Origin of the sequence: Streptomyces sp. NBC_00996 (assembly GCF_045162675.1) — a bacterium.
In the GTDB taxonomy this organism is placed as follows: Bacteria; Actinomycetota; Actinomycetes; order Streptomycetales; family Streptomycetaceae; genus Streptomyces.
Genome location: NZ_CP108723.1, coordinates 8,889,905 through 8,902,848, shown reverse-complemented (window position 1 = coordinate 8,902,848; position 12,944 = coordinate 8,889,905). Strand labels below are relative to the sequence as shown.

General features: G+C 69.5%; 9 protein-coding genes. 6 read left to right on the top strand and 3 right to left on the bottom strand.

The features are described from left to right. The first annotated feature begins 19 nt into the window (after nt 1-19). The 3 genes from OG390_RS41270 (at nt 20) to OG390_RS41260 (ending at nt 4,948) form a co-directional block, all read left to right on the top strand. Nucleotides 20-1,687, top strand: coding sequence for an NAD(P)/FAD-dependent oxidoreductase (locus tag OG390_RS41270; protein WP_406175116.1), 1,668 nt, complete (start codon nt 20-22; stop codon nt 1,685-1,687). Nucleotides 1,688-1,965: 278 nt separating this feature from the next. After that, on the top strand, nt 1,966-3,972 hold the full coding sequence (locus OG390_RS41265) for an NAD(P)/FAD-dependent oxidoreductase (RefSeq protein WP_406175114.1): 2,007 nt from the start codon (nt 1,966-1,968) through the stop codon (nt 3,970-3,972). A gap of 286 nt (nt 3,973-4,258) precedes the next feature. After that, nucleotides 4,259-4,948, top strand: coding sequence for a TetR family transcriptional regulator (locus OG390_RS41260; protein ID WP_406175112.1), 690 nt, complete (start codon nt 4,259-4,261; stop codon nt 4,946-4,948). On the opposite strand, the gene OG390_RS41255 is transcribed toward OG390_RS41260, so the two are convergent. From OG390_RS41255 to OG390_RS41245, 3 genes are all read right to left on the bottom strand, one after another. Then, the gene (locus OG390_RS41255; protein ID WP_406175110.1) at nt 4,871-5,905 is read right to left on the bottom strand and encodes a DMT family transporter; all 1,035 of its coding nucleotides are present in this window, start codon (nt 5,903-5,905) and stop codon (nt 4,871-4,873) included. The genes OG390_RS41260 and OG390_RS41255 overlap by 78 nt on opposite strands. A gap of 399 nt (nt 5,906-6,304) precedes the next feature. Continuing rightward, nucleotides 6,305-8,053, bottom strand: a complete 1,749-nt coding sequence (locus OG390_RS41250; RefSeq protein ID WP_406175109.1) for an MFS transporter — start codon at nt 8,051-8,053, stop codon at nt 6,305-6,307. A gap of 599 nt (nt 8,054-8,652) precedes the next feature. Beyond that, entirely contained in the window at nt 8,653-9,240 is a 588-nt protein-coding gene (locus OG390_RS41245) for a TetR/AcrR family transcriptional regulator (RefSeq protein WP_406175108.1), read from the bottom strand. Nucleotides 9,241-9,652: 412 nt separating this feature from the next. Here OG390_RS41245 and OG390_RS41240 point away from each other — a divergent pair, with 412 nt between their 5' ends. Genes OG390_RS41240 through fdxA form a run of 3 tightly spaced genes read left to right on the top strand, consistent with a single transcriptional unit; the run spans nt 9,653 to nt 12,876 of the window. After that, nucleotides 9,653-11,512 (top strand): 2-oxoacid:acceptor oxidoreductase subunit alpha, encoded by a 1,860-nt coding sequence (locus OG390_RS41240; RefSeq protein ID WP_406175107.1) that lies wholly within the window; start codon nt 9,653-9,655, stop codon nt 11,510-11,512. Further along, a complete protein-coding gene (locus OG390_RS41235; protein WP_406175106.1) occupies nt 11,502-12,587 on the top strand; it encodes a 2-oxoacid:ferredoxin oxidoreductase subunit beta in 1,086 nt (361 codons plus the stop codon). Before OG390_RS41240 ends, OG390_RS41235 begins: the two co-directional genes overlap by 11 nt. Beyond that, nucleotides 12,556-12,876, top strand: coding sequence for a ferredoxin (fdxA, locus tag OG390_RS41230; protein WP_406175105.1), 321 nt, complete (start codon nt 12,556-12,558; stop codon nt 12,874-12,876). The genes OG390_RS41235 and fdxA overlap by 32 nt, the downstream gene beginning before the upstream one ends. Nucleotides 12,877-12,944 lie beyond the last annotated feature (68 nt).

Genomic DNA, 12,944 nt, shown 5'->3' with positions numbered 1-12,944 from the left:
CTCTGGAGGAACGAGCATCATGCAACCGCTGCCCGCGTCCGGCTCGCCCGACAAGGCCGTCCATGACGTCGCCATCCTGGGCGCCGGAATCGCCGGCTCCATCCTCGCGGCCATCCTGAGCCGCAACGGGGTGAAGACGGTCCTGATCGACGCCGGCACCCACCCGCGCTTCGCGGTGGGCGAGTCCACCATCCCGTACACCTCCGTGATGCTGCGGATCCTCGCCGCGCGTTACGGAGTGCCGGAGATCGCGCATCTGAGCCACTTCTCCACGATGCGCTCCAAGGTGTCCTCGAACTCCGGTCAGAAGCGCAACTTCGGCTTCGTCTACCACCGCGAGGGCGAGGCCCAGGTCCCCAGTGAGATCAACCAGTTCGTGATTCCGGTGGCGCTGTCCACCGAGTCCCACATGTTCCGCCAGGACGTCGACGCCTACATGTTCAACGTCGCGGTGCGCTACGGTGCCGTGCCGCGCCTGGACACCCGGGTGTCGGATGTCGAGGTGGACGGCTCGGGGGTCACCCTCGCGGTGGAGAACGGTCCCGCGATCCGTGCCCGGTACGTCGTCGACGCGGGCGGTCACAGCTCGCCGCTGGCCAAGAAGTTCGCGCTGCGCGACGAGGTGCCCCAGCAGCGCACGCACTCGCGGACCCTCTTCACCCACATGATCGGGGTGCGCCCGTACGACGACTGCCCCGCCGGGCGCAAGCACGACAACCCGAGCCCCTGGCACCAGGGCACCCTGCACCACGTCTTCGACGGCGGCTGGGTGTGGGTCATCCCGTTCGACAACCACCGGAGCGCCACCAACCGGCTGTGCAGCGTCGGTCTGACCCTGGACCCGCGCAGGCACCCGAAGACGGGTCTGCCGCCGGAGCAGGAGTTCGCGCAGTTCCTCGAACGGTTCCCGGACGTGGCCCCGCAGTTCAAGCACGCGAAGGCGGCCCGCCCCTGGGTGTCCACCGGGCGGCTGCAGTACTCCTCGCACCAGGTCGTCGGCGACCGCTTCTGCCTGACCTCGCACGCCGCGGGCTTCGTGGACGCGCTGTACTCGCGCGGTCTGACCAACACCACCGACGTGGTGAACTCGCTGGCCTGGCGGCTGATCGAGGCGGCCAAGGACGACGACTTCTCCGCCGAGCGGTTCGGGCACATCGAGACGCTCCAGCAGGGCCTCGTGCGCGCCCACGACGAGGTGGTGGCGTCGTCCTTCACCTCGTTCCGCGACTACGGGATGTGGAACGGCACGTTTCGCATGTGGGCGCTCGGCACGGTGCTCGGCACGCTGAACGCCCAGGACGCCCTCGTACGGTTCCAGCGGTCCAAGGACCCCCTCATCTGGCGGGAGTTGGAGGCGCAGCCGCACCCCGGCGCCCTCTTCCCGGCGAGCGTCGGCTTCAACAAGATCACCGATGCCGCCTGGGCCGCCTGCCGGGACGTCGAGGCCGGTCTGATGACGCCCGACCGGGCCACGGGCGAGCTGTTCGACCTGTTGCAGGACGACGGCTACGCGCCGCCGCCGTTCGGTCTGCACGACCCGGCGAACCGCTTCTACAACCCCAACCCGGCCCGCATGATCCGCACCATGCACTGGGCCAAGCGCGGATCGGCGGCCGCGGACACCGGCCCCGTGGTGGCCGGCGCGCTCGGCGGCTTCCTGCGCTCCCGCTTCCGCAGGCACTCATGAGGGAGGACGGGCCCATGCCCCGGAACGAACACACGGAACGACCACCCGCCCCGCTCCCCGCCCGACCGGCGGACCACAGCTGGGCGGAGGGCGCCGATACGGTGGGGGCCGCCGAGTCGGCGTTGCCGTACGAGCCGGCGACGGAGACCGCCCCGGCGGCCGACCGCCCGCGCGGGACGAACAGGCCCGCCAAGCCGACGCCCGCACCGAGCCGGCTCGCCGAGCCGAGTGCCGTGCCTGCTCCTGCTTCTGCTCCTGCTCCTGCTCCTGCTCCTGCTGTGAGCAGCCGTGCCGCAGGGCGGGCGCAGCCTGCGACTCCGGGTGCCGGGGCAACGCCCAAGGCCGCCGGGCCGGCCGCACCGGCCCCGAAGACCGCTCGGCCCGCGGTACCGACGGCCAAGACCGCCCAGCCCACCGCGCCGACGGCCAAGACCGCCCAGCCCACCGCGCCGACGCCGAAGACCATCCGGCGCGGCGAACAGACGCGCGCGGCTGTCCCTGCCGTCGACGCCGCGGCCACGCCCGTCGCGCAGGCTGCATCAACTTCCGCCGCTCCTGCCCCTGAACCGGTGGCCGAGTCCGGTCCGGTTCCCGACACGAGGGCCGAGTCCCGCGCGTCCATCACCCCGGAGGCCGGCCTCGCGCCGGCGTCCGGCCGTCCCGGGAACCCGGCACGGCACACCGTCGCCGTCCTCGGCGCCCACCTCGGCGGCGGCATGCTCGCCGCGATCCTGGCTCGCGCCGGGATCGACGTGGTCCTGGTGGACTCGCCGCACGACGCCACCACCCCGTCGGGCGAGACCACCGTCCCGTACACCGCCGAGGTCTTCGAACTGCTCGCGCGCCGTTACGGCGTGCCCGAGCTGTCCGCGCTCGGACACTTCGGAGAGCTGCCCGCCGAGGTGCGCAGGACCTCGGGGATCAAGTCGAGCATCGGCTTCGTGTACGCGCGCCCGGGCGCCCCCGTACGGCCGCACCACGTGGTGCAGTTCAACGTGCCCAGCGAGCACGGCGAGTCGCATCTGTACCGGCCCGACGTCGACGCCTGGGTGCACCGGCTCGCCGCGGGCTACGGCGCCAAGGTGCCGCAGGGGCGCGCGCCGTTCACCGAAGTGAGCGGTGAGGCGGGCGACTTCACCGTCGAGCTGGCCGACGGCAGCAGTGTCGGGGCGGCGTTCGTGGTCGACATGTCCGGGCCCGACGCGCCGATGCTGCGGCGCCTCGGTCCCGATCCGGCGCTGCGCCCGCTGGGGCACTCCTCACGGGTACTGACCGCGCACCTGCGGGGCGTACGGCCGCTGGAGCGGCGAGTGGACCCGGGCAGGGGCGGCACCCCCTGGACGGGCGGCACGACCCAGGTCGTCTTCCCGGGCGGCTGGATCCAGCTCGTCCCGTTCGGCGACGAGCGCACCGGCGAGACCTCGCTGACCAGCGTGGCGGTGAGTGTCGACGCCAAGCTGTGGCCGCAGCGATCTGCCTCGCCGGAGGACGACTTCCAGCAGCTGATACGCCAGTTCCCGGACTTGGCATGGCAGTTCGGTGAAGCCACCCCGGTCCGCCCGTGGACGGACTCGGAACCGTGGCAGTACGGCGCCAACGCCGCCGCCGGCGACGGCTTCGTCGTCCTCGAACGCTCCGCCGTACGCTGCGACTTCACGCTCTCCAGGGATGTCACCCTGACGGCCGAACTGGTCCACGAGGCGGCCGCGCACCTCATCTCCGCGGCGCACAGCGGCGATTGGTCGGTGGAGCGTTTCCGCCCCCTCGAATCGTTCCAGGCGTCGCTGATCGAGCACGGGGACCGCCTGCTGCGTACGGCGCTGACGGCCACCACCGACTTCCGGCTCTGGAACGCCTTCTGCCGGGTCTGGCTACTGCACTCCATGTTCGCCGCCCTGTCCCTCAAGCGGGCCCGCAACGACGCACTGGCCCGCCCGGGACGGCCCGACCAGTGGCGGGAGTTGGAGCGCTACCGGGGCGCGGGGTTCTGGTTCCCCGTCTACCCTGGCTTCGTCGCCCTGTTCGACGACATGGTCGCAGCCGCACGGCAGGTGGCTGACAACCGGCTGGCACCGGGCGCGGCGGCCGAGCGGATTTTCGGCCAGATGGGCAGCGCGTCGTTCGTCCCGCCGCTCTTCGCCTTCGGCGATCCCACCGACCGCTACTACAACTTCACGCCGCTGAAACGGGTCAAAGTACTGCTGTGGGCCAAGCGCAGGGCGCCGTACATGGTTCAACGGGTGCTCACCCGTGGGGTCACCGTCCTCCCCGACGTCGAACGGTAGACGGCAACCTCACAGGCAACTGAAAGAATTCGGGCAAAGGAACCGCCGCCCCGCAGAAGCTCGCCCGCGCGGGCCGGGGACGGCGGTTCCTTGTCGCGTCGGCGCGCGCGGGGCCCGCGACGGCGCGGTCCGCTGATCGAATCCGGCCAGCTCCCGCACCGGTTCACGAGGGGGACTCGACACCGCAACGGACTGCCGGAATGCTCCCTACCGGGGAGTCTTCCCATGTGGGATGCTGATATCGTCGATTTCCTGCACTCATGAATTAGTACCCGAAGGGGGACTGGTGAGCACCGGAAACGGGATCCCCTGTGCCACGCAGGCCGACGCACAGCCGGGCATTGCCGCCCGCCGCGGCCGGTCGCCTTCGCGCGGCGGCGGCCGACGCCCGGGACAGAGCAGCACCAAGGAGCAGATCCTCAACGCCGCGCTCGAACTCTTCGCGGCCAAGGGCTACTCGGGCACCACCATGCGGGGCATAGCCCAGCAGGCACAGGTCGACCCGGCCCTCATCCACCACTTCTTCAGCAACAAGGAAGGCGTGTTCCAGGACGCGGTCTCGTCCCGGCTCGATGTGTCGGCCCTCTTCGACTCCCTGACGGACACGGACGCCGAGCCGGTCCTGGAGCGCCGCGGTGAGCGGGTCGCGCGGACGTTCCTGTCCTTCTGGGAGGACGAGTCGACCCGGCCGGCGCTGATCGCCATCTACCGGACCGGGCTGTCGGACGAGGCGACCTCGAAGACCTTCCGGGACCAGATCGAGGACAGCTTCGCGGCCTGCGTCCGGCGCATCGCGCCCGAGGACAGCGACCGCACCCCCGCCTTCGCCTCACTGGTGTCCGCGCAGCTCGCCGGCCTGGTGATGCTGCGGTACGTCCTCCGGACGGAGCCGCTGGCCTCACTCGACTTCGAGGAACTCATCGAGTGGTTCGTGCCCGCCATCGAGGTCCACTTCGACCGGCTGTCCCAGGGATAGCCGCCGCTCCGGGACGGTCGCCGCGGAGTGCGTCCGGGCCTCGGGGTGCGCGTAGACCTCGGGACGCACCGGTGCCTCCGGGCGGGTGCGGGCCTCGGGATGCACAGGTGCCTCCGGGCGGGTGCGGGCCTCGGAACGTGTGTGGGCCAGTACGAAGACGCCGCGCCCCGCCGCGGCCGCCGCGGCGAGTCCCGCCAGCACGCCGGGGATTCCGGTGGCATACCGGTCCCCGAGGACCACGGCACCGATGACGGCCGCGAACACGGGATTGACCAGGGTCATGATGGCCAGCGGGGCCTCCAGCCCGCCCCGGTAGGCCAGTTGGCACAGGACGAAGCCTCCGACCGCCAGGCAGATCACGCCGATCGTGAGAACGGCGGCCGAGACCGGCAGCCGTAGCGCGCCGTCGTCCGTCAGCTCCAGCACCGCGGTCTGCGTCAGCGCCGACGCGGCACCAAAGGCGACGCCGGCGGCGACGGCATACCACAGGCTGGTGGTCATCATCCGACGGCTCACCGCGGCGGCCACCGTGGAGATCGCGAGCACCGCGACGGTCAGACCGACGACGCCCGCCGTCTCCGACGGCGCGAGCGTCCGGCTCGACTGCGCGGACCGCGTGAGGAAGAGCAGTCCGGCCACACCGGCCACGGTGAAGGCGATGCCGGAGCACTGGGCTCTGGTCATACGTCGCCGCAGTACGGCCGCGGACAACAGCGGAGCCGCCACCAGGGTGAGCACACCGAGCATCTGCACGGCGACGAGCGAGCCGAAGCGCAGCGCCGCCGTGTGCAGCGCCGCGCCCAGCGAGTTGAGCAGCAGCGACACCCACCAGGCCGCGCCGCGCAGCACTCCGCGGCGTCCCCGCTCACTCACGTACGAGGCCACCGCCCGCTGTGCGACGGCCGCACCGGCGTACGCCAGGGCCGAGGCCACGCCGAGCGTGAGAACCGAGAACACGGTTCGTCCTTTCACCGCGGGGGGCACGGGTGTCGGGGGTGGGGAGGCCAGGGCGAAGTCGGAGGCGCGGCCGCGCCGGGACAACGCGGCGGCCGGCGCCGGGAAGGGAGGACCGGGGCGCACCTCCCCCGGCCGCCGGTCCTCGGCCGTTCCTCAACGATGTACGTGTGTCGTGCCTCAACGATGTACGCGTGCCGTTTCTCAACGATGTACGCGGTGTTGTCAGCGGATCCCGGCCAGGGCGAGCGATGCGTCGACATCGCTCGCGAGGCCGGCGCGGGCGCGGTGCCCGTACGTCGATGCGTCCAGACGTCCATGGATGCCGACGTACGGGCGAGGCAGGCGCCGTGCAGGGCGACCCCGCCGCCCGCGTACGGGCGGACGGAGATACGGGCCCGGTCAGGCGCCCCCGGGAACGTCCTGGACGTCCTCGGGGCGGATCTTCGGCAGGGCGAGGACCAGCAGGCAGGACAGGCCGAAGCAGCCGATCTGCCAGAACACGACTTGCTCGAAGCTGTCGCCGAAGTTGGACTTGCGCGCCTCGGGCACGGCCTTGCCGAGCACCGCGGCCTGCACCTTCGCCTTGGTCTGTGCCGGCACGGGCGCATTCGCCATCTGCTTCTCGATGGCCGCGCAGCTCGCCGGTGTCCCGGTCAGGTCCTTCTGGTTCATCTTGTCGTGGAAGCAGGTCTGGAAACCGGCGGTGACCTGCGCCTGCTGTGCCTGGGAAAGACCGGCCGCCGCCAGGTCGCTGCGCAGCTCCGGCAGCGCCGTTCGGCTGGCGCCGTCGGCGTTCGAGCCGAGCAGCCCGTAGAAGAGGATACCGGCGACCGCGATGCCGATCGCGATGCCGACCTGCTGCACGGTGGCGAGCATGCCGGACGCCGAACCGGCCTCACGGGAGCGGATGCCGGCCAGGATGATCCCGGTGCACGGAGCGAGGAAGAAACCACCACCGAGCCCGGCGATCATCAGTGAGGGAACCAACTGGTAGCCGTGCAGGTCCGATCCGGCCCAGTGCAGCGTGCCGATCACACCGGACATGCCGACGAGCAGCAGCCCGGTGCCGACCGCGAGGGTCTTGGTGCCGAGCCGCTTGACCACGGCCGCCGAGCGCGCGGAACCGACCGCGATGAGCGCGGCGAAGCCGAGGCTGACCAGGCCCGCAGAGATCGGGGTGTAGCCGAAGCCGATCTGCAGGCTCATGAAGAAGACCATGAAGAACGACGGGATGCCGGCGAAGAACACCACACTGATCACGAGCCCGACGGTGAACGACCGCTCCTTGAAGAGCCCGCTCGGCACCAGTGGCGACCTGTCGGCCAGCTTCGACAGCTTGTTCTCGTACACGAAGAACTCGGCGAGCACGAGCGGGCTCAGCACCAGGAGCACCAAACTCCAGCCCGGCCAGTCGTGTTCACGGCCGATGACCAACGGCAGGATCAGACTGAAGAGTCCGGCGCTGAGGATGACCGCACCGGTGACGTCGAGCCGTCGTGCGCCGTCTCCCGAGGACTCCGGGATCTTGGCCAGGCCGAGCAGCAGGGCGATCAGACCGACCGGCAGGTTGACGTAGAAGATCGCCCGCCAGTCGGTGTTCATGAGGTTCAGTTCGATGAGCCAGCCGCCGAGCACCGGCCCGAGCACCGTGCCGAGTCCCACCGAAGCCCCGTACATGGCAAGGGCCTTGGGCCGTTCCTTCGCCGAGAACGTGACCTGGATGATCGACAGCACCTGGGGGAACATCAGGCCGGAGCACATGCCCTGGAGCACCCGGGACGCGATCAGGAAGGTCGAACTGGGTGCCGCGCCGCACAGCGCCGAGGCGAGGGTGAAGCCCAGCATGCCGATCAGGAAGATCTTGCGGCGGCCGTAGATGTCGCCGAGGCGACCGCCCGTCACCAGCACACAGGCGAACGCGAGCGAGTAGACCGCGACGACCAGCTGGATCTCGGCGAAGGTCGAGCCGAGGTCGCTCTGCAGCGACGGCAGGGCAACCATCGTGATCGTGGTGTCCAGCATCTGCATGAAGATGGCGGACAGCGTGACGGCGAGGATCACCCAGCGCGCCGGGTTCGCGACGGACCCCGGGCCGGGCGAAGTACCTGGCGGGGCCGCCGCCTTCACGCCCGTGTCGATCGATTCCATGTTTCCTCCTTGGGTACGCCGTCCGCTGACAGCACCCCGCGAGTTATTTCATTCTCCAATGAAGTCTACGAGTACTGAATTCCAAACCGCAAGCGCGATGACCGTGTTCCGGACAGGACGATCCCCCCCAACGTCCGTGCGGACGCGACCTGTTGACGTGCAGTGACACCTGAGGGATGGTCGGAGGCAGCTGCGCCCTGAGCAGTTCCGGATCACGCGCGAGCGGCCGAGTCCGACACCTCGGCAACCACGTGCGGCTCGTGCGGTCATCGACTGATGAACAGGAGGACACCGGGAGCCGTTCGCCGTTCGGGAGCGCGAAGGGAATGCGGAAGGACATACGGATGGGGTACGGCGACGGCGGCGCCGTCAGCCGACTTGGCGACGGCGATACGAGGCGGGGCGGCGGGGCGGCGGGGCGGCGGGGCGGCGGGGCGGCGGGGCGGCGGGGCGGCGGGGCGGCGGGGCGGCGGGGCGGCGGGGCGGCGGGGCGGCGGGGCAAGCGCAGCACCCGGGAGCACCAAGCAAGCCTGAAACAAGGCACGTTGATGCACACGCAGCCCGACAGGACCTCAAACGCCCGTCATCACGAGCGGCGTTCACTCACTCCGGTCGGAACCAGCGCCCCCTGCCGGCTCGGCGACCAGAAGCGCGGCCACCGCCGGGGCCAGCGCACGCACCAGTTCTGCGGAGTCGCCATCCTTGGCCAACTCTGGTGACAGCAGGCCCATATGACGTGACGTCATCACGCCCACGAGCAGGCTGCTGATCAGTGCGAGCCTGATCTCGTCCGCCCCGGCGATTCCCTCCGGGACCAGGGACTGAGTGAATCGCTCCCGAGCCGCGGGCAGATCGAGCGCGGAGCGCAGCACACCCAGGATGCGCCGTCGCTGCACAGGGTCGCCCCAGTCGGTCACCGCGTGACGCAGCAGCCACTCCGCCGCGCCGGGATCCCGTCGCCCGATCGCCTCCCGGAACAACTCGGCCGGCCTGACGGTCTCCGCGACGACGGCGTCGTAGAGCGCTTCCTTGGAGGCGAAGTAGTGCCCGATCAGGGCGGGGTCACAGCCCGCGTCCGCGGCGACGGCGCGCAGCGAGGTGTTGCGGTAGCCGAGTTCGGCGAAGAGATCCGCAGCAGAGCGCATGATGGTCTGGCGGGTACCGGGTATGCCTCTAGTTTCGGCCACGGCGGCACTTCCTCTCGATCACGAGTCCCCCCGAAGGACGTGCTTCCCGCCCGGCCTCGACACGGGTGTCCGCTACGACGGGACAGCGTGACGCCGAGCCCCACAATAATTCATTCGGCCATGAAGTCTACACTCAGTGACTTCTTGGGTCAAAGCTTTCCGTACATCTACGTTGTTCCTCAACCCCCTTACCCCATCAGGCTTTTGGCACCGTACCAGCACAGGTGAGCGACACCCCGGGGGTTCGCCGATCCATGTCCTCGCCGACCCGTCCGCACAATTCAACGCCCATTGAAATTAGTCCCCGATCCCCCTACGCTCGCAGCGGGCGCCCAACCCTCGTTCAGTGCGACGGCTCTGCGGGTGCATGCCCGCGCACGCGCATTTCCGCCCCAGGGAGAGGCACTTGCAGGTGACGAAACAGACGGATCAGCTCGACCGGGTCATCATCCGTTTCTCGGGTGACTCCGGCGACGGCATGCAACTCACTGGTGATCTGTTCACCTCACAGACGGCGTCCTTCGGAAACGACCTGGCGACGCTGCCCAACTTCCCGGCCGAGATCCGCGCCCCTGCAGGCACCCTGCCGGGCGTGTCCAGCTTCCAGCTGCACTTCGCCGACCACGACATCCTCACGCCCGGCGACGCGCCCGACGTCCTCGTCGCCATGAACCCGGCCGCGCTGAAGGCGAACATCGGCGATGTGCCGCGCGGCGGTGAACTCATCGTCAACACCGATGAGTTCACCAAGCGGGCGATGCAGAAGGTCGGCTACGAGAGGAGCCCGCTGGAGGACGGTTCGCTGGACGGCTACCACGTCCATCCCGTCCCCCTGAACACCCTCACCGTGGAGGCGCTCGCCGGCTTCGGGCTGACACGCAAGGTCGCGGACCGCTGCAAGAACATGTTCGCGCTGGGCCTGCTGAGCTGGATGTACCACCGGCCCACCGAGGGCACCGAGAAGTTCCTGCAGAGCAAGTTCGCGAAGAAGCCCGACATCGCCGCGGCCAACATCGCGGCGTTCCGCGCGGGCTGGAACTTCGGCGAGACGACGGAGGACTTCGCCGTCTCCTACCAGGTCGCGCCCGCTGCGGATACGTTTCCAACGGGGACCTATCGGAACATCTCCGGGAACCTGGCCCTGTCGTACGGCCTGATCGCGGCCTCGACCCAGGCGGACCTGCCGCTGTATCTCGGCTCGTACCCGATCACCCCGGCCTCCGACATCCTGCACGAGCTCAGCAAGCACAAGAACTTCGGTGTACGGACCTTCCAGGCCGAGGACGAGATCGCCGCCGTCGGCGCGGCACTGGGCGCCGCGTTCGGCGGCTCACTGGCCGTCACCACCACCTCCGGCCCCGGTGTCACACTCAAGGCGGAGGCCGTCGGCCTGGCCGTCTCGCTCGAACTGCCGCTGCTGGTCATCGACATCCAGCGCGGCGGCCCGTCCACCGGCCTGCCGACCAAGACCGAACAGGCCGACCTGCTGCAGGCCATGTACGGCCGCAACGGCGAGGCGCCGGTCCCGGTCGTCGCACCGCGCACCCCCGCCGACTGCTTCGACGCCGCCCTCGAAGCCGCCCGCATCGCGCTGACCTACCGCACGCCGGTGTTCCTCCTGAGCGACGGATACCTGGCCAACGGCAGCGAGCCCTGGCACATCCCCGACGTCGACGAACTTCCTGATCTGCGCGTGCAGTTCGCCCAGGGCCCCAACCACACCCTGGACGACGGCACCGAGGTCTTCTGGCCGTACAAGCGTGACCCGCAGACCCTCGCCCGTCCGTGGGCCATCCCGGGCACACCCGGCCTGGAGCACCGCATCGGCGGCATCGAGAAACAGGACGGCACCGGCAACATCTCCTACGACCCCGCCAACCACGACTTCATGGTCCGCACCCGTCAGGCCAAGATCGACGGCATCGACGTCCCGGACATCGAGGTCGACGACCCGCACCAGGCCAAGACCCTCGTGCTGGGCTGGGGTTCCACCTACGGACCCATCACGGCGGCGGTACGCCGGCTGCGCACGGCCGGGGAGAACATCGCACAGGCCCATCTGCGCCACCTCAACCCCTTCCCGCGGAATCTGGGCACCGTGTTGAGGAGCTACGACCAGATCGTGATTCCGGAGATGAACCTCGGTCAGCTGGCCAAGCTCATCCGGGCCAGGTATGCGATCGATGCCCACAGCCACACGCAGATCAACGGCATGCCGTTCAAGGCCGAACAGCTCGCGCAGGCTCTCTCGGAGGCCCTCCATGCCCATTGAGGAACTGAACCTGATACCGAGGAGCGAAGTCGCCCTCACCACCCGGGACTTCAAGTCCGATCAGGAAGTGCGCTGGTGCCCCGGCTGCGGTGACTACGCGATCCTCGCGGCGGTCCAGGGCTTCATGCCGGAACTGGGCCTCGCCAAGGAGAACATCGTCTTCGTCTCCGGCATCGGCTGCTCGTCCCGCTTCCCGTACTACATGAACACCTACGGCATGCACTCCATCCACGGCCGTGCCCCCGCCATCGCCACCGGACTCGCCTCCAGCAGGCGGGACCTGAGCGTCTGGGTCGTCACCGGCGACGGCGACGCCCTCTCCATCGGCGGCAACCACCTCATCCACGCCCTGCGCCGCAACGTCAACCTCAAGATCCTGCTCTTCAACAACCGGATCTACGGCCTCACCAAAGGCCAGTACTCACCCACATCAGAGGTCGGCAAAATCACCAAGTCGACGCCGATGGGCTCCCTCGACGCACCCTTCAACCCGGTCTCCCTCGCCCTCGGCGCGGAAGCCTCCTTCGTCGCCCGCACCATCGACTCCGACCGCAAACACCTCACCGACGTACTGCGCCAGGCCGCCGCACACCCCGGCACCGCACTCGTCGAGATCTACCAGAACTGCAACATCTTCAACGACGGCGCCTTCGACGCCCTCAAGGACAAACAGCAGTCCCAGGAAACCGTCATCCGCCTCGAACACGGACAGCCCATCCGCTTCGGCGCCGACGGCACCCGCGGCGTCGTACGCGACCCACAGACCGGCGACCTCAAGGTCGTCACCGTCACCGCCGACAACGAAGCGCACATCCTGGTCCACGACGCCCACGCCACGTCCCCCACCACCGCCTTCGCACTCAGCAGGCTCGCCGACCCCCACACCCTCCACCACACCCCCATCGGCGTGCTCCGCTCCGTGGACCGCCCGGTCTACGACACCCAGATGGCCGACCAACTCGACACCGCCATCGAGCAGAACGGCAAGGGCGACCTCGCAGCCCTCCTGACCGGTAACGACACCTGGACCGTGGAGAACACCCATGACGTACGTCATCGCGCAGCCCTGCGTTGACCTCAAGGACAAGGCCTGCGTCGACGAATGCCCTGTCGACTGCATCTATGAAGGCCCCCGCAAGATGTACATCAACCCGGACGAGTGCGTGGACTGCGGAGCCTGCGAACCCGTGTGTCCCGTCGAGGCCATCTTCTTCGAGGACGACACCCCGGAGGAGTGGGCGGACTTCCGCAAGGCGGACATCGAGTTCTTCGCGGAGCTCGGTTCGCCGGGCGGCGCGTCCCATCTGGGTCCGGTCGAGCGTGATCACCCCGTGGTCGCCGGGGCACCGCTGCCGACGGCGTGACGTCGCCGGTCGCCTGGACGTCCGGGGTCACCAGGACCGGTTGGACGTCCAGGTCCGTCACCACCGGT